This window comes from Marinobacter salinisoli (genome assembly GCF_017301335.1).
In the GTDB taxonomy this organism is placed as follows: Bacteria; Pseudomonadota; Gammaproteobacteria; order Pseudomonadales; family Oleiphilaceae; genus Marinobacter; species Marinobacter salinisoli.
The window spans coordinates 3,403,288-3,419,469 of the sequence record NZ_CP071247.1 but is presented as its reverse complement, the minus strand read 5'-3'; the positions used below and the strand labels follow the sequence as shown (position 1 = coordinate 3,419,469).

The window sequence follows — 16,182 nt, the reverse complement described above, 5'->3', positions numbered from 1 at the left end:
ATGTCAAAAGGGCACTCGTTACAAGACCCTTATCTGAATGCCTTGCGCAAGGAGCGCGTGCCGGTATCCATCTTTCTGGTGAACGGTATTAAGCTGCAGGGCCAGATTGAATCTTTCGACCAGTTCGTGATTTTGCTGAAAAACACTGTCAGCCAGATGGTTTACAAGCATGCCATTTCTACCGTGGTTCCGGCGCGTAACGTGCGCCTGCCGCAGCAGGGTGCAGCAGGCGAGGGTGACTCTGAAGACTGATCGGTCTGCTCGCTGAATAACGCCACCCGCGTTTCCGAAGAACCTCAGGGTTCGACGAGCGCGGGTGTTTGTTTTTATAGCCTTTTAAAAATGATTCCTCCGGAGTTGAAATAGTTTGTTTGAACGTCCTGATGTCGGTGAACGCGCCGTTCTCGTCCACATAGATTTTACGGCTTATGACGATGCCGAAGACCCGGGCGAGTTCCGGGAGCTGGTTACGTCAGCCGGGGTGGAGCCCGTTGCCCTGGTGGAGGGCACTCGCAAGCAGCCCAGTCCCCGGTTGTTTGTCGGTGAGGGCAAGCTGGAAGAGATCCGGGATACCATTCAGGCCAATGAAGCCGATGTGGTGCTGTTCAATCACGCCCTGAGCCCGAGTCAGGAGCGGAATATTGAGCGGGAGCTGAAATGTCGGGTGCTGGATAGAACCGGCGTTATCCTTGATATTTTCGCTCAGAGGGCGCGCACCCATGAGGGCAAGCTGCAGGTTGAGTTGGCTCAGCTGGAGCACATGTCCACCCGGCTGGTGCGGGGCTGGACGCACCTTGAGCGTCAGAAAGGCGGGATTGGTCTGCGCGGGCCGGGGGAAACGCAGCTGGAAACAGACCGCCGGCTGCTGCGCGAGCGCATCAAGTCGATCCATAAAAGGCTGGGCAAGGTCCGCCGCCAGCGGGATCAGGGGCGGCGCGCTAGGCAGCGGGCAGACATACCGACGGTGTCTCTGGTCGGCTACACTAACGCGGGCAAGTCGACGCTTTTCAACCGAATCACGACCTCCAGCGTATATGCTGCAGACCAGCTCTTTGCGACCCTCGACCCGACGCTGCGGCGCTTAGAGCTGCCGGATATCGGGCCTGTGGTGATGGCGGATACCGTCGGTTTCATCCGGCATCTGCCACACAAGCTGGTTGAAGCGTTCCGGGCAACCCTGGAGGAAACCACCCAAGCATCGCTGCTGGTGCATGTGGTGGATTGCCATGACAGCCGTCGGGACGACAACATTGAGCAGGTTGAAACGGTACTGGCGGAGATCGGTGCAGACGAAATTCCAGTGCTTCAGGTATTTAACAAAATTGATTTGCTTGAAAATTTTTCGCCAAGGATAGATCGTAACGAAGACGGTGTTCCCATCCGCGTCTGGGTCTCGGCGGTCACTGGTGAAGGTATCAATGATCTGTTCGATGCGGTTGTGGAGCGGCTGGCCGAAGACGTGGTTCATTACTTCGTGCTACTGGGGCCTGCCGACGGCAAACTGAGGGCGCTACTGCATTCGGCAGGGTCCGTACTGAGTGAGGAACACCGCGACAACGGCGATGCAGTGGTAGAGATTCGCCTGCAGAACCGCGACTGGCGCCAGCTTCTGAGCCGCGCCGGAGTAAAAGAAGAATCTATTCGTCTCGACGAAGGCCATGCCTGAACAGCATCGGCTATTGCCGGGACGTCGATAAATCCCTAGTATTTGCAGCCATCTACAAGTCAGGAACGGAGAGCACTATGGCCTGGAATGAACCGGGTGGAAACCGCAACGACAATGACCCCTGGGGAACCGGCGGCGGTCGGCGCGGCGATGATCAGGGGCCGCCAGACCTCGACGAGGCGTTAAAGAAAGGCATTGAAAAGCTGAACAAAATGCTGGGCGGAAAAGGCTCCCGGGGCGATGGGGGCGGTTCCGGCTCCAGCAGTTCCGGTGGCTTCGGCGCTGTCCTGGCGTTGGGCTTACTGCTGGTTCTGGGCTACGTCATCTACCAGTCTTTCTATACCGTGGACGAGCAGGAGCGAGCGGTCGTACTCCGGTTTGGTGAGTTCAATCGCACCGAATCGCCGGGTCTGCGATTTAAAGTGCCCCTCATTGATGACGTCACCAAGGTGCGCGTCACCAACGTGCGTACCGCCGAATCCAGCGGTCAGATGCTGACCCAAGATGAAAACCTGGTCACCGTCGATCTCCAGGTTCAGTACCGGGTTGAAGATGCCCAGGCGTATGTGCTGAACGTCAGGGATTCCAATCAGGCGCTGGCCTTTGCAACCGATAGCGCCCTGCGGCACGAAGTGGGCAGCTCGTCCCTGGATGATGTGCTGACCGAAGGCCGTGCCGAACTAGCCGTACGTGTTGAGCAGCGGCTTCAGCGCTTCCTGCAGGAATATGGTACGGGTCTTCAGATCGTGCGGGTCAACGTGGAGAGCACTCAGCCTCCGCCCGCCGTCCAGGACGCCTTCCGTGAAGTGCAGCGTGCTCGTGAGGACGAGCAGCGCGTGAAAGAAGAGGCAGAGACCTACCGCAACAAGGTGGTTCCGGAAGCACGAGGCCAGGCTCAGCGAATGATCGAGGAGGCCAACGCCTACAAGCAGGAAGTGATTGAGCGTTCCCGCGGTGAATCATCCCGCTTCCTGGAGTTGCTGAACGTCTATGAGCGGGCGCCGGAAGTAACGCGTGAGCGGATGTACCTGCAGGCGCTGGAGACTGTGCTGTCGAACACCAGCAAGATCTTTGTCGACACTGAAAGCAGTGGCAACATGATGTATCTGCCGCTTGATCGCCTGACCCAGGGCGCTACGTTGCCGCGTGGTTCTCTCAGTGGTGGCAATCAGTCATCCAATGACCGCAACGCGGAAGTGGATATTCAGGAATTGACCGAGCAGGTCATCCGGGAGCTTCGCTCCAGGCAGGAGAATAATGGACGGAGGAGCAGATAATCATGGGACCTAAAGGTGTATTGGGGCTTGCAGGCACCCTGATCGTTGTCCTGCTCGTTCTTTCAAGTGTGTATATCATTCCGGAAACCCATCGCGGCGTCTTGTTGCGCTTCGGTGAGTTGGTGGAAACCGACATCCCGGCCGGCCTTCACTTCAAGGTGCCGGTCATTGATCAGGTACGGGAGTTTGATATCCGGGTTCTGACCATGGATCTGCCTTCCCGTCAGTACCTGACAACGGAGAAAAAACCGCTGGATGTGGACTCCTACATCGCCTGGAAGATTCGTGATGTGGATCAGTTCTACCGGGCGACCGGTGGTGACGAGTTCCGTGCTCAGTCCCTGTTGTTGTCCCGAGTGGACAACGGGCTGCGGGACGAATTCGGTATTCGGACCATGCACGAAGTGGTCTCCGGGCAGCGTGATGAGTTGATGCACACCCTGCGTGACAGGGTGAACGAAACCTCGGTTGACGAGTTCGGTATTGAGGTACTCGACGTGCGGGTCAAAGCGATTGAGCTGCCGGGGCAGGTCAGTGAAAACGTTTACCGCCGGATGGCGACCGAGCGTGAAAAGCTGGCGCAGGAATTTCGTTCCCGTGGCCGAGAGCTCGCAGAAGGGATTCGTGCCGACGCGGACCGTCAGCGCACGGTCATTCTTGCCGAAGCCTTCGCGGAATCTGAGGAAACCCGAGGTGAGGGAGACCGGGAGGCGGCTTCGATATACGCTGATGCCTATGGCTCCAACAGGGAGTTCTACAGTTTCTATCGGAGCCTGCAGGCTTATCAGAACACCTTCTCGGGCAAGGGTGACATCATGGTCATCGATTCCGACAGCGACTTCATGAAGTTCCTGAAGGACCCGATGGGCGCGAAATAAGCCCCCGCGTCTGCCGTAAAAACCGGGATACCGAGGTATTCCGGTTTTTTTGTGTCGTTCAACCGTGTAAAATCCGACCGGTTTTGTTTCGGGGTTTTGCTACCCCGAGTTCGCCTTAAATCCTGTGTAACCCCCCGTGCTTTGTGCCGGAGCGGGCCTGACGGACAACGTTATCTCATGACAGTATCTGATCGCTGGTTGCTGCCGGACGGGGTAGAGGACATTCTGCCGCCACTGGCCGGACAGATCGAATCCCTGCGCCGGGATGTAATGGATACCTGCCAACGCTGGGGATACCAGCTGGTGATTCCGCCCCTGGTCGAATATCTGGAGTCTCTTTTCACCGGCACCGGCAATGACCTGCAACTGCAGACCTTCAAGCTGACCGATCAGCTGACTGGTCGGATGATGGGGGTTCGGGCCGATATGACGCCGCAGGCCGCTCGCATCGACGCCCATACCCTTGCCCAGGAAGGCATCACCCGTCTCTGCTACGCGGGCCACGTACTGCATACGCGTCCAAGGCACATGCTGGCTGGCAGGACGCCCATTCAGGCTGGGTGTGAACTGTTCGGGAGCCAGTCTGAAGAGGCGGATACGGAGGTTATCCGGTTAATGCTGGAGGCGCTGCGCGTTGCCGGTTTGCCGGGCATCCATCTGGATCTTGCGCACGTGTCGATCTATCAGAGTCTCATGGGCGCGGCGGATTTTGATGCTGCAACCGAGGCGGCAATTTTTGATGCGATGGCACGGAAATCCGTGCCCGAACTGGATGGCCTGTTGGGCGAATGTGAATCTGGCTCGCCCGGAGCCAGATTGCGGGATCTGGCCCGAGTCAGTGGTGGCCGTGAAGCCCTGGCGCAAGCGTCGGAAATCCTGAAGGGTTTTTCTGATGATCTGGACGCGGCGTTGAACAAGCTGAGTCGCGTGTCCGATATGTTGGCCGAAAGCTATCCAGAGGTGAGTGTCGGGTTCGATTTTTGTGAGCTTCGCGGCTACAACTACCATACCGGACTGGTGTTTGCGGCCTACGTTCCGGGCCATGGCGACTCCGTGGCCAAAGGCGGCCGCTATGACGCCATCGGCAGCGACTTCGGGCGCGCCCGCCCGGCCACCGGTTTCAGTCTCGATATCCGGGCACTGGTGTCGTTGGGGCAGCGTCCCTGTGAGATTCCCGGTGCCATCTGGGCACCCGCTGATGCCGATCCGGCACTGGAACGCGCCGTTGTGGAACAAAGATCGGCCCATACCGTGGTGCGAGCCCTTCCTGAAGATGCAGGGGTCGATCCAAGGAACAGAGGCTGTGACCGTCAGCTTGTGAAGCGTGACGGCACATGGGTTGTTGAGAGCCTGGGCTGAGGCTTGCGGGCTTCTGGCTGTCTTTTACAGGAATTTGAATGAAACGCCTGCCCCCGGGGCAGCGGCACTGAGAGAAAATCATGGGTAAAAACGTTGTTGTGCTGGGCACCCAGTGGGGTGATGAAGGCAAGGGCAAGATTGTTGATCTGCTGACCGACAAGGTGGCGGCAGTGGTACGCTTCCAGGGTGGCCATAATGCGGGCCACACACTGGTCATTGATGGCAAGAAAACCGCCCTGCACCTGATTCCTTCCGGAATTCTGCGTGAGCACGTATTTTGCCTGATTGGCAACGGTGTGGTGCTTTCACCGGAAGCGCTCCTGAAGGAAGTCCGGGAATTGGAGGCCAACGACGTGGCCGTGCGGGACCGGCTTCGTATCAGCGAAGCGTGTCCGATCATCCTGCGCACCCATGTCCGCATCGATCAGGCTCGCGAGCGAGCCCGAGGCAACGACAAAATCGGTACTACTGGTCGCGGTATCGGACCGGCTTACGAGGATAAGGTTTCCCGTCGTGGTATTCGCCTGGGCGATCTGGCCAACCCTGCGAATTTCGAAGCGAAGTTGCGGGAAATCATGACGTATCACAACTTCGTTCTGACGGAGTATTTCAAGGAAGAGCCGGAAGACATCGATGCGGCGCTGGATGAGCTCAGGCAAATGGGCGAGGAAATCCTGCCGATGGCTGCGGATGTGACCGACATGCTGCACGATTTCCGCAAGCGCGGCGACCATATTCTCTTCGAGGGTGCGCAGGGCTCGTTGCTGGATATCGATCTGGGTACCTATCCGTACGTAACCTCGTCCAACACCACCGCTGGCGGCACCGCGACCGGCTCCGGTTTCGGTCCGCTGTTCCTGGACTATGTGCTGGGTATCACCAAGGCCTACACCACCCGGGTTGGCAGTGGTCCTTTCCCGACCGAGCTGTTTGATGACATGGGTAATCACCTCGCCATCAAGGGCAATGAAGTTGGCACCACCACCGGCCGCGCTCGGCGTTGCGGATGGTTTGATGCCGTCGCCCTGCGCCATGCCATCCAGATCAACAGCGTCTCGGGCATCTGCCTGACCAAGCTGGATGTGCTGGATGGGCTGGAAACCGTCAAGGTCTGTATTGGTTACAAGACGCCGAATGGCGATATCAACCGTCCGCCCATCGGTTGCGAGGCGTATGAGGATATCGAACCGGTATACGCCGAATTGCCGGGCTGGAGTGAGAGCACCGTGGGCCTGACCAGCATCGATCAGTTACCCGAGAATGCCAAGGCTTACATCCGCTTCCTCGAGGAACAGATCGAGGCGCCGATTGATATCATTTCCACTGGCCCGGACCGGGTGGAAACCATCACCTTGCGCCATCCTTTCGGCGAGTAAGCCGAAGCGTTCCCAGAACCGCCCTTCGGGGCGGTTCTTTTGTTTTGGACTAGGGCTTTTCGGCGATGATGGTGGCCCGCCTGGGCCCTGGGTAGCCTTCGATGGTCTTTGATGGGTCTTCCGGATCCAGGAAGTCTTGAAGGGAATTGAATCGCATCCAGTCGGTACTGCGTTGTTCTTCGGTGGTGGTTTCGGTGACATCCACCACCCGTGCATTTTCAAATCCGGTTCGATCCAGCCAGCGCAGCAGGGTGTCACAGCTCGGCAGGAACCAGACGTTGCGCATCTGGCCGTAGCGGTCCTCCGGCATCAGGCTGTAGCCCTGCGGACCATCCACGACCAGTGTCTCCAGCACCAGTTCACCACCTTTGCGCAGGGTGCCTTTCAGCTCCAGCAGGTGGTCCAGCGGTGAGCGTCGGTGGTACAACACGCCCATGGAAAATGTGGTATCGAAAGCCTGAAGATTGTCCGGGAGGTCTTCCATGCGAATTGGCACAAGATCCACCGGCACGTCTCCCAGATAGCGTTTAACACTGAGAAACTGAAAAAGGAACAGCAGTCCCGGGTCAATGCCGATCACCCGCCCTGCGCCTTCCCCGAGCATGCGCCAGCAGTGGTAGCCAGAGCCGCAGCCCACATCCAGGATTCGACGTCCCCGAAGGTCCGAAAGGTAGGGAGCCACCCGATCCCACTTCCAGTCCGATCGCCATTCGGTATCAATGTAGGTGCCGAAAAAATCGAACGGGCCTTTGCGCCACGGCATCAGTCCCCGCAGTGATGACTCGAGCTGCTCCTGTTGATCGGCAGATAACGGTGCGCCAGTGCTCAGGGTAACGGCGGATCGGGTGAGGTCGGAGGAGATGTCAGGCACTTCTGGCAGGCTGTGCACGGCGTTCAGCCAGCGGGCCATGTCCCCGTGGGGGCGTTCCTCAAAGCGCAGTTTTAACTGCGTGCGCAGGCGCTCGGCCCAGCGGGCTTGTCCGGTGTTTTCCAGATCGGAAAACAGGGTTTGGTAGCAGGTTTGCCAATTGAAGTGTGTCATGAGTGGGGATGTCACTTAATCGCTTTTAATGGCCAGCATGGAAACGAAATTGAAACACTGATACCAGACCACGACATCGTTGAACCCGGCTGCCAGCAGGCGCTCTTTGTGGGCGGCCAGAGATTCCGGAATCAGCACGCGCTCAATGGCGGTGCGCTTCTGACTGATTTCCAGGTCGGAGTACCCGTTCGCCCGTTTAAATTCATGGTGCAGGCGGGTTTGTATGTTCTGTTCCTGTTCCGACTCGAAGTGGATCTTTTCAGACAGAATAAGCACACCGCCGGGGCGCGTGGCCTCGGCTATCCTCGCCAGCAGCTGGGCGCGCGCTTCCGGTGCGACGAATTGCAGTGTGAAGTTCAGTGTGGTGACGGAGGCATTGCTGAGCTCGGTTTGCAGGAGATCTTCACAGCGGAGCGTCACCGGCAACGGGTTATCATCCAGAGCAATGTAGTGCTCGCAGCGTTCAATCATGGCACTGGAGTTGTCCACGCCAAATAACCTGCAATCCTGGTACGGAATGCCGTGGCGCATGGCCAGGGTAGAGGCACCCAGTGAACAGCCCAGATCGTAGCAGTTGGAGCCGGCCTGAACGTATTGTTCGGTAATCACCTCGATCATGGGAATGATGGTGGTATAGCCGGGCACTGAGCGACGGATCATGTCCGGGAAAACCCGTGCGACGGAGGCGTCAAACCGGAAATCGTCGGGGCGCCGTTGTGTGGCGAAGAGCCGATCGGTGGTCTGCTCGGGTGCCTGCCCGGGCGGTTTGGATTCACTCATCGTCTGCGGGCTCCGTGGCAGCGGGCGACTGCGGCACCGACGGGGCTGTAGGTGATTGGCGGTAACAGCGAACACCACGGTTTTTGTAATCCACGAGGATGCCCCGGAACGATGGGTCCACGTCCGCTGCAATGGCGAGGTACCCGTTTTCGCACGCGGCGTGAAGCTCGGATGCTTTGTGGGACATCCGGAAAGCCTTGTCCGGATTGACGTGAATGGCCTCAAAGCTACCGACGGGCACGTGATCCTTGTTATCGGAGTGGTCGATCCGGCCGGTGGCCTCCAGCACCAGAACCGTCCCGATGATGGAAACCACGGCGGTCAGAATCAGGCTGCGAACGGAATATTGGGCCTCTTGCTCAGGCATGGTTACCTCAAAAGCTGACATGATGTGGGTGCATTAGAATTGGCCGGGAAGTGACAGCGACGGCGACTGAAGAGCGGCCAACTGTTCCCTGAGCGACAGAATCTGATCGGACCAGAAGCGGGGTTGACCAAACCATGGGAAGAAGCGCGGAAATGCCGGGTCGTCCCAGCGTCTGGCCAGCCAGGCGCAGTGAGCAATCTGGCGGTAGCAGCGCAACGGTTCGATCAGGTGGCGCTCCCTGCGGTTGAAATCACGGAACATTTCGTAGCCTTCCAGTAACTCGCCCAGTTGCGCCCCGCGCTCGGCGTCTTCACCGTTGAGCAGCAGCCACATGTCCTGAATGGCAGGACCGGTTCGGCAATCGTCCAGATCTACGAACAGCATCTGCTCATCCCGGCACAGGATGTTGCCCGCGTGGCAGTCGCCGTGCAGGCGTAGATTTACCAGCGGGCCGGCATCATCGATCCGGGCGGCACACAGCTCGATCAGATCCCGGAGCAGGCTGTCCCAGGCGGGACGAAGGTCGGCGGGCACCCAGTTGCCATCAATCAGCAGCTGATTGTTGGCTACCAGCCCGTCAAGCAGGGCCAGGGCCGGGCGATGCTGGAACGATTGCCGGGCGCCAATGTTGTGCAGCTGCCCGAGCCATTGTCCCAGGCGGTACAGCGTATCTGGCACGCTGACATCAGGGGCCTGTCCACCGCGCTGCGGGAATACAGCAAAGAGGAATTCGCCATGGCGGGCCAACGTGTCGCCAGAAGGCATGGACAGGGGGGCGACAATGGGAATGTCAGCTTCCGACAGCTCCCGTGAAAAGTCATGCTCTTCCCGGATTTGTAACTCGGTCCATCGGCCCGGTCGGTAGAATTTGGCGATCACCGGAGAGGCTTCGTCCAGACCAATCTGGTACACCCGGTTCTCGTAACTGTTGAGTGCGAACAGGCGGCCATTGATGTGGAACCCGGCGGATTCCATGGCGTCCAGGATGGTGTCTGGCGTCAGTGAATCGTAGGGATGAGTTGATGCGGCTGCTGGGGCGTCATGGGTCATAAATGTAGCGACTTAAAACTCCGTATCGTAATCCGATTTCATGGACTGGATATGATACCAGTTTTCATCCAGTTCCCAGCGGATTCTCCGGATACCTTCGGCACCCAGAATGATATCGCCCGCCCGGGCCTGAATTTGCGCCAGCTCCCGCTCGGCCCGTTGCCAGGATTTGTCGCCTTCGGCCAGGTTTTTCATGCTCGGGTAAACCGCGCCCAGTGCCTGATGGGTTGAGACATTGTGGGAGCGCAGGGAACTCATGATGGCGATATCGCCCTCAACACGAAGCACTCTGTGTTGGTAGGGGTATCCGGAAACCACCGGATCAGACTTCAGCAATCCGTTCAGCGTAATGACTTCAAAGCCGCGCCAGCCCAGCCAGCTGACAAAAACGGCGGCCACAACCATCACCAGAAAGAATTGTTTCTTGTCAGACATACCCTCGGAGCTCCATGCACGTTTGCTGCCTTCCCGAGACTGAGTATAACTGCTCTGATGCGTCGCGTAAGGGCCGCCGGCATTTCTGCGGACCTGACCGCGAATCGGGTATTCTTGTGAAGGGCTGAATAATGTCGGGAGAGTAGGGTTTGCCGAAAGAACGTCTTGAGACTCAAACGGTTGTGATTGGCGCTGGCGTGGTTGGCCTGGCGGTGGCCCGCCGACTTGCGCTGGCCGGACATGACGTTGTGGTGCTGGAAGGCGGCTCCCGTTTTGGCGAAGGCACATCATCGCGCAGCAGTGAAGTTATCCATGCGGGAATTTATTACCCGGCGGGGAGCCTCAAGGCGCGTCTTTGCGTGCGTGGCCGCGATCAACTGTACGACTATTGCCGTGACCATCGAATTGCCCATCGCCAGTGTGGCAAGTGGATTGTTGCCAGTTCGGCGTGCCAGGTTGAGTCCCTGGGGGCGATCGCGCCTCGCGCGTTGGATAACGGGGTAACACTATATAGTGCCGAGGGCCGGGAGCTTGCCCGAGCGCTTCCAGAGCTTTCGGTCGAGGCGGCGTTGTGGTCGCCACAGACCGGCATCGTGGATAGTCATGGGCTGATGCTCTCGCTGGTGGGTGAGATTGAGGATGCCGGCAGTCGAATTGCTTTCGGTGCGCCGGTTCTGGAGGCCGAATCATCACCACAGGGGCACCGCCTGATTGTCGGCGGACAGATGCCCTGTGAATTGCTGGCCCGGAATGTAGTCAACGCCGCCGGGCTCGGCGCCGTTGACCTGGCACGTCGCTGGCGCGCGCTGCCTGAGTCGGGCCGGCCGCGTCAATGGTTTGCCCGGGGCGTCTACTTCAGCTATGGCGGCAAGCCTCCGACGCAGGCGCTTGTCTACCCGGTGCCCGAGTCGGGTGGTCTGGGCGTGCATCTGACCCTGGATCTGGCGGGGCAGGCCCGGTTTGGGCCGGACGTGGAGTGGATTGACGAGCTTGATTATACCGTTGATCCTCAGCGTGTTAGTCAGTTCGCAGAGGGGATAAGGCGCTGGTGGCCGGGGCTGGATCCGGCTCGTTTGTCGCCAGCCTATGCCGGTATTCGCCCGAAACTGCACGGTCCGGATCAGGCCAGTGCGGATTTCCGGATTGACGGTCCGGAGTCCCATGGCCTGGAAGGGCTGGTGAATCTGTTTGGTATTGAATCCCCGGGTTTGACCTCCTGCCTTGCGATTGCCGATGAGGTGAGTGCCCGCCTTTGCTAAAGAGGCGTTCTCGCCAGCGCCCAGACTTGTATTTCCCGGGCCCCGTGCGCCTCGAGCAAGGCAGACAGGGTCCGCACCGTGGCGCCGGTGGTGACGACATCGTCAACGATAGCGATCCGTTCCGGAATATCCGCTGTTACTTCGAAGACCTTTTGCAGGTTTTTCAGCCTTTGGCCCTTGTCCAGTCCTCGTTGGCTGTCGACATGGCTCTGGCGTCTGACCAGTGTGCTCGCCACTGGAATATTCAGCCGCAAACCGAGCTCTTCGGCGATGACCTGGGCCTGGTTGAATCCGCGCTTCATCCGGCGCCTGCGATGCATGGGCGCCGGTACCAAGATGTCCGGCTTGGTTAACTGGTCCTGATGCAGCAAGTCAGCCAGTTGCGCGCCGAGGGCGGTTACCAGAGGGCGGAGAAACTGCCGTTGTCCCCGATCTTTGTAGCAACGGATCATGGCGTCGGCCGGAAACTGGTAACGCCAGGGGATGATGGCCCGTGCATAGGGCGGTGGATTCGCCAGGCAGTCGCCGCATACCAGGTCAGGCCGGGGCATGGGCAGTGCGCAGATCGGGCAGGCCTGATGGTTGGTGGGCAAGTCTGATCGACAGGGATCGCAAAGGCCGTCTGTTGCCGAGCTACCCAGGCAGGCAACACAGACACCGGCGGCGCGAGACAGGTTAACCTTTAGTTCTAATAAGGTTGACAGGATGCCTGTGCTCTTTATCATCTGGTTCTTCCGTAAACCCAAAGGCCGGAAAAGGTTAACAGGACTCCTCTATGACTGCCACTGCACCCCGTCACGACTGGACACTTCAAGAAGCGCGAGCGTTATTTGAATTGCCATTTAATGATCTGCTCTTCCGCGCCCAGAGTGTACACCGTGAACACTTTGATCCCAACGAGGTGCAGGTAAGCACGCTGCTGTCCATCAAGACCGGCGCCTGCCCAGAGGACTGCAAGTACTGCCCGCAAAGTGGCCATTACAACACCGGGCTGGAAAAAGAGCGCTTGCTGGAAATCGAAAAAGTGATCTCGGAAGCCCGTGTGGCGAAAGAGCGCGGCGCATCGCGTTTCTGTATGGGCGCAGCCTGGCGCAGCCCGTCAAAAAAAGACATGCCTTACGTTCTGGATATGGTGAAGCAGGTGAAATCGCTGGGCCTGGAAACCTGTATGACGCTGGGCATGCTCAAGGAAGAGCAGGCGCAGGAACTCGCCGATGCGGGGCTGGATTACTACAACCATAACCTGGATACCTCCGAGAAGTACTACAGCCACATTATTACCACCCGCACCTATCAGGATCGCCTGGATACACTGGACAACGTTCGCAAGGCGGGCATGAAAGTCTGCTGTGGCGGCATCATGGGCATGGGTGAAGATGAGGATGATCGCGTGGGTTTGCTGGTTCAACTGGCGAACCTGCCACAGCATCCCGAGAGTGTCCCGGTGAACATGCTGGTGAAGGTGAAGGGTACCCCCATGGAAGATGTGGACGATCTGGATCCGTTTGAATTCGTCCGGATCATTGCCGTTGCCCGCATTATGATGCCGGCCTCCCACGTGCGCCTGTCTGCGGGCCGGGAAAATATGAACGACCAGATGCAGGCGCTGTGTTTCATGGCTGGGGCCAACTCCATTTTCTACGGCGAAAAACTGCTCACCACCGCAAACCCGGAAGCCGACGCGGATATGCGCCTGTTCCAGCGCCTGGGTATCCGACCGGAGCAGCGGGAGCAGTGCGCCACCGAAGAACAGGAGGTCGAGGCAATTTCCGATGCGGTGGAACACGAGGCGACCCGGCACCTGTTTTACGACGCCACGCGGGAGACGGCGGCGACCTGAAGCACTTTCCACTCAAGCACCGGGGGAGTCTTTGAGACTCGGTGCTACTTCTAGTTGCGAGGTGTCCCGTTGCGAGACTTCGAAGCCGAGCTGGCTGAGCGAAAAAAGGCCGGCCTCCATCGTGTCCGGAGGCGGATCTCTGGCCCGCAGCAACCGGTGCTCAGGGCCGATGGCAAAACCGTGTTGTCGTTCTGCAGCAACGATTACCTCGGTCTGGCCAGTCATCCGACCAATATAGAGGCCTTGCAGAGTGCGCTGCCCACCACAGGCCTCGGTGGTGCCGCGTCTCACCTGATCTGCGGCCATCATGACGCCCATCATGATCTGGAGTTGCGATTGGCCGAATTCACCGGCCGCAGTGCCGCACTGCTTTTCTCCACCGGCTATATGGCGAACATGGGTGTTATTTCTGCACTGGCTGGCCGCGGCGATACCATTTTTTCCGACCGTCTGAATCATGCGTCCATTATTGATGGGTGCATACTGAGCCGCGCTCGGGTGCGCCGCTATGGGCATGGTGACGTTGAGGCCCTGGAGCGCATGCTGGCGGAAACCGCCGGACACAAGGTGGTGGTGACAGACGGCGTATTCAGCATGGACGGCGACGTGGCCCCGTTGCGCGAACTGGCGCGGCTGTGTCGGGAACACGATGCCGTACTGGTGGTAGACGATGCCCATGGTCTTGGCGTACTTGGCCGGCACGGGCAGGGCAGTGTGGCTGAGCTGGGCTTGTCTGAGCAGGACGTGCCCATATTGATCGGAACGCTGGGCAAGGCCGTCGGCACCAGTGGTGCGTTTGCTGCGGGCCCCGCCATGCTGATGGAATACCTGGTTCAGAAGGCACGAACCTACATTTACACCACGTCCATGCCGCCGGCCATTGCAGCGGCAACCTGTGCCAGTCTTGATCTAGTTGAGCAGGGTGAGGCGCGGCGCAGTCACCTCCGTGAGTTGGTGGCTGAATTCCGTGTGCGAGCCGCAGCCCTGGGGTATCCGTTGATGCCATCGCATACCCCCATCCAGCCCATAATTGTGGGCGAGAACTGGAAAGCGCTGGCACTCAGCAAAGCGCTCGAGGAGCGGGGCCTGCTGGTTACCGCCATTCGACCGCCTACCGTGCCGGAGGGCGAGGCTCGCTTGCGAGTGACGTTCAGCGCGGGGCACTCAAAGGAAGATCTTGAGCGATTGTTGGCAGGCTTGTCGGAATGCCAAAACCTGCTTTATGCGACGGAGGACAGTTTGTGAACGTTGCTTTGCGTGCCGTGCAGCCGTCGGCTGACATGGAGTCTGTGGCGACGGCTCCGATTGCCAATAAGGCCGATATTGCCCGCGCATTCGGGGCGGCCAGCGCCACCTATGAGGGCGCCTCCCGGCTCCAGCGGATGATGGGCGATGCCATGGTCAAAAAACTGGCCGATGAACGTCATAGTCCGGCCAGTGTGCTGGATCTCGGCTGTGGTACCGGTTGGTTTAGCCGTGTGTTGTCGCAAGTGCCCTGTGTCAAAGACGTGACTGGTGTGGATCTCTCGGCGGGCATGGTTGAGCAGGCGCGTCAGCAGGGCGGGGCACAACTATCCTGGCTGGTAGCCGATGCAGAACGCCTGCCGTTCCCGGATCAGAGCTTTGATATCGTCTTCAGCAACCTGATGATTCAGTGGTGTTCGGACCCTCGGCCGGTGCTGCGGCAGTGCCGGCGACTGCTGAAGCCTGGCGGGCAATTGATGATATCCACCCTGCTTGACGGCACCCTGCGAGAGCTGAAAACCGCCTGGGCTCAGGCTGATCCCGGGCGCCCTCACATCAATCGGTTCGAGTCGGGAGAGCGGTTGGCGGATCTGGTTGACAGGGAATTGCCCGGTGCTCAGATCACTCGTCGGACGATTACCTTGCCCTACCGGTCACCGCTTGCGTTGACCGGCGAGTTGAAGCAGCTTGGCGCGGGCTTCAAAAGTGATGCCCGGCGCAAGACGCTGACCGGACCCGGGCGTGTCCGCGCCATGTGCCAGGCTTATCCAACGCATGCAAACGGCACCGTATCAGCCAGCTATGAGGCGGCCTGGATTTACTGGCGGCCATAAAAAACTACCCACGCTCTGAGAAAGGATGTTCTGCTCGATGGCACGTAATACCTATTTTGTAACTGGTACCGATACCGGTGTTGGCAAGACCATGGCGTCTGCGGCCATTCTCGAGGCCGCTCGACACCTGGGAAAGCGTACGGTGGCCATGAAACCGATTGCTTCCGGATGTGACAGCACCCAAGACGGGCTGCGTAACGAGGACGCGCTCATTCTTCAGGGCGCGATTACCGAGTCGCTTGGCTACGACATCATCAATCCGGTGGCACTGGAGCCGGCGATTGCGCCCCATGTGGCGGCTCAGCAAGCTGGCGTGTCGATTTCCGCCGCTCGTCTGGCGGGCTTCTGCCGGGGCATGCAGATGCGTCCTGCAGATCTGATGCTGGTTGAGGGCGCCGGGGGCTGGCGGGTACCCCTGAATGAGCGCGAGACCTACGCCGCAGTGCCCAGAGAGCTGGACATACCTGTCATAATGGTCGTCAGCCTGAAACTGGGCTGTATCAACCACGCAGTACTGACCGCGGAAGCGATTCGTGCCGACGGACTCCGGCTGGCAGGCTGGGTGGCTAATCGGGCTGAGCAGGAAGCGATGAGTTGTGAGCAGCAGACCTTTGACTATTTGCTCGCTCATTTGGGGGCACCCTGCCTGGGTAGCCTTCCGTGGAGTCCGGAAGCGGACCCGGTTGCCTTGTCGGCGCATCTTAATATCGGTTCGTTGTTTGAAAATTGACCTTGAATATGGCCTACTTGAGTCAATAATTAGTCGCCGGTGAGG

Annotated in this window: 17 protein-coding genes; 11 read left to right on the top strand and 6 right to left on the bottom strand. The window is 59.0% G+C overall.

Going from position 1 to position 16,182, the window contains the following annotated elements:
• The 6 genes from hfq (at position 1) to LPB19_RS15575 (ending at position 6,556) form a co-directional block, all read left to right on the top strand.
• A complete protein-coding gene (hfq, locus tag LPB19_RS15600; RefSeq protein WP_206643796.1) occupies positions 1-252 on the top strand; it encodes an RNA chaperone Hfq in 252 nt (83 codons plus the stop codon).
• 115 nt (positions 253-367) lie between these two features.
• Positions 368-1,666 (top strand): ribosome rescue GTPase HflX, encoded by a 1,299-nt coding sequence (gene hflX, locus LPB19_RS15595; RefSeq protein WP_206643795.1) that lies wholly within the window; start codon positions 368-370, stop codon positions 1,664-1,666.
• 77 nt (positions 1,667-1,743) lie between these two features.
• A complete protein-coding gene (gene hflK / locus LPB19_RS15590) occupies positions 1,744-2,943 on the top strand; it encodes an FtsH protease activity modulator HflK (protein ID WP_206643794.1) in 1,200 nt (399 codons plus the stop codon).
• A 2-nt stretch (positions 2,944-2,945) separates the two neighbouring features.
• Positions 2,946-3,821 carry a protease modulator HflC gene (gene hflC / locus LPB19_RS15585; RefSeq protein WP_206643793.1) on the top strand — a complete coding sequence of 292 codons (876 nt, stop codon included), beginning with the start codon at positions 2,946-2,948 and terminating at the stop codon, positions 3,819-3,821.
• A 177-nt stretch (positions 3,822-3,998) separates the two neighbouring features.
• A complete protein-coding gene (locus tag LPB19_RS15580) occupies positions 3,999-5,180 on the top strand; it encodes an ATP phosphoribosyltransferase regulatory subunit (protein WP_206643792.1) in 1,182 nt (393 codons plus the stop codon).
• 80 nt (positions 5,181-5,260) lie between these two features.
• Positions 5,261-6,556, top strand: coding sequence for an adenylosuccinate synthase (locus tag LPB19_RS15575; protein WP_206643791.1), 1,296 nt, complete (start codon positions 5,261-5,263; stop codon positions 6,554-6,556).
• Between the two features lie 49 nt (positions 6,557-6,605).
• Here LPB19_RS15575 and cmoB read toward each other — a convergent pair whose 3' ends face one another.
• The 5 genes from cmoB to LPB19_RS15550 are packed head-to-tail and all read right to left on the bottom strand — an operon-like array spanning position 6,606 to position 10,230.
• On the bottom strand, positions 6,606-7,598 hold the full coding sequence (gene cmoB, locus LPB19_RS15570) for a tRNA 5-methoxyuridine(34)/uridine 5-oxyacetic acid(34) synthase CmoB (protein WP_206643790.1): 993 nt from the start codon (positions 7,596-7,598) through the stop codon (positions 6,606-6,608).
• A 15-nt stretch (positions 7,599-7,613) separates the two neighbouring features.
• Positions 7,614-8,378, bottom strand: a complete 765-nt coding sequence (cmoA, locus tag LPB19_RS15565) for a carboxy-S-adenosyl-L-methionine synthase CmoA (protein ID WP_206643789.1) — start codon at positions 8,376-8,378, stop codon at positions 7,614-7,616.
• Positions 8,371-8,745, bottom strand: a complete 375-nt coding sequence (locus tag LPB19_RS15560) for a kinase (protein WP_206643788.1) — start codon at positions 8,743-8,745, stop codon at positions 8,371-8,373. The genes cmoA and LPB19_RS15560 overlap by 8 nt, the downstream gene beginning before the upstream one ends.
• Before the next feature lie 33 nt (positions 8,746-8,778).
• A complete protein-coding gene (locus tag LPB19_RS15555) occupies positions 8,779-9,795 on the bottom strand; it encodes a serine/threonine protein kinase (protein WP_206643787.1) in 1,017 nt (338 codons plus the stop codon).
• Positions 9,796-9,807: 12 nt separating this feature from the next.
• Positions 9,808-10,230, bottom strand: coding sequence for a hypothetical protein (locus LPB19_RS15550; RefSeq protein ID WP_206643786.1), 423 nt, complete (start codon positions 10,228-10,230; stop codon positions 9,808-9,810).
• Between the two features lie 149 nt (positions 10,231-10,379).
• Here LPB19_RS15550 and LPB19_RS15545 point away from each other — a divergent pair, with 149 nt between their 5' ends.
• Positions 10,380-11,489 carry an NAD(P)/FAD-dependent oxidoreductase gene (locus tag LPB19_RS15545; RefSeq protein ID WP_206643785.1) on the top strand — a complete coding sequence of 370 codons (1,110 nt, stop codon included), beginning with the start codon at positions 10,380-10,382 and terminating at the stop codon, positions 11,487-11,489.
• Here LPB19_RS15545 and LPB19_RS15540 read toward each other — a convergent pair.
• On the bottom strand, positions 11,486-12,214 hold the full coding sequence (locus LPB19_RS15540; RefSeq protein ID WP_206643784.1) for a ComF family protein: 729 nt from the start codon (positions 12,212-12,214) through the stop codon (positions 11,486-11,488). The two genes, LPB19_RS15545 and LPB19_RS15540, sit on opposite strands and share 4 nt — an antisense overlap.
• 50 nt (positions 12,215-12,264) lie before the next feature.
• Here LPB19_RS15540 and bioB point away from each other — a divergent pair, with 50 nt between their 5' ends.
• The 4 genes from bioB to bioD all read left to right on the top strand — a co-directional run bounded on the left by bioB (position 12,265) and on the right by bioD (position 16,137).
• Positions 12,265-13,329 (top strand): biotin synthase BioB, encoded by a 1,065-nt coding sequence (gene bioB, locus LPB19_RS15535; RefSeq protein WP_206643783.1) that lies wholly within the window; start codon positions 12,265-12,267, stop codon positions 13,327-13,329.
• 69 nt (positions 13,330-13,398) lie between these two features.
• Positions 13,399-14,574 (top strand): 8-amino-7-oxononanoate synthase, encoded by a 1,176-nt coding sequence (gene bioF / locus LPB19_RS15530; RefSeq protein WP_206643782.1) that lies wholly within the window; start codon positions 13,399-13,401, stop codon positions 14,572-14,574.
• On the top strand, positions 14,571-15,407 hold the full coding sequence (gene bioC, locus LPB19_RS15525) for a malonyl-ACP O-methyltransferase BioC (protein WP_228289135.1): 837 nt from the start codon (positions 14,571-14,573) through the stop codon (positions 15,405-15,407). The genes bioF and bioC overlap by 4 nt, the downstream gene beginning before the upstream one ends.
• A gap of 37 nt (positions 15,408-15,444) precedes the next feature.
• The gene (bioD, locus tag LPB19_RS15520) at positions 15,445-16,137 is read left to right on the top strand and encodes a dethiobiotin synthase (RefSeq protein ID WP_206643781.1); all 693 of its coding nucleotides are present in this window, start codon (positions 15,445-15,447) and stop codon (positions 16,135-16,137) included.
• Positions 16,138-16,182 lie beyond the last annotated feature (45 nt).

What these genes read in the sequence shown, in the direction of transcription:
- hflK (WP_206643794.1), top strand. Translation starts at nt 1,744, where the DNA reads ATGGCCTGGAATGAACCGGGTGGAAACCGCAACGACAATGACCCCTGG.
- LPB19_RS15580 (WP_206643792.1), top strand. Translation starts at nt 3,999, where the DNA reads ATGACAGTATCTGATCGCTGGTTGCTGCCGGACGGGGTAGAGGACATT.
- LPB19_RS15540 (WP_206643784.1), bottom strand. Translation starts at nt 12,214, where the DNA reads ATGATAAAGAGCACAGGCATCCTGTCAACCTTATTAGAACTAAAGGTT.
- LPB19_RS15575 (WP_206643791.1), top strand. Translation starts at nt 5,261, where the DNA reads ATGGGTAAAAACGTTGTTGTGCTGGGCACCCAGTGGGGTGATGAAGGC.
- hflC (WP_206643793.1), top strand. Translation starts at nt 2,946, where the DNA reads ATGGGACCTAAAGGTGTATTGGGGCTTGCAGGCACCCTGATCGTTGTC.
- bioB (WP_206643783.1), top strand. Translation starts at nt 12,265, where the DNA reads ATGACTGCCACTGCACCCCGTCACGACTGGACACTTCAAGAAGCGCGA.
- LPB19_RS15555 (WP_206643787.1), bottom strand. Translation starts at nt 9,795, where the DNA reads ATGACCCATGACGCCCCAGCAGCCGCATCAACTCATCCCTACGATTCA.
- cmoB (WP_206643790.1), bottom strand. Translation starts at nt 7,598, where the DNA reads ATGACACACTTCAATTGGCAAACCTGCTACCAAACCCTGTTTTCCGAT.
- LPB19_RS15560 (WP_206643788.1), bottom strand. Translation starts at nt 8,745, where the DNA reads ATGCCTGAGCAAGAGGCCCAATATTCCGTTCGCAGCCTGATTCTGACC.
- bioD (WP_206643781.1), top strand. Translation starts at nt 15,445, where the DNA reads ATGGCACGTAATACCTATTTTGTAACTGGTACCGATACCGGTGTTGGC.
- cmoA (WP_206643789.1), bottom strand. Translation starts at nt 8,378, where the DNA reads ATGAGTGAATCCAAACCGCCCGGGCAGGCACCCGAGCAGACCACCGAT.
- hfq (WP_206643796.1), top strand. Translation starts at nt 1, where the DNA reads ATGTCAAAAGGGCACTCGTTACAAGACCCTTATCTGAATGCCTTGCGC.
- LPB19_RS15550 (WP_206643786.1), bottom strand. Translation starts at nt 10,230, where the DNA reads ATGTCTGACAAGAAACAATTCTTTCTGGTGATGGTTGTGGCCGCCGTT.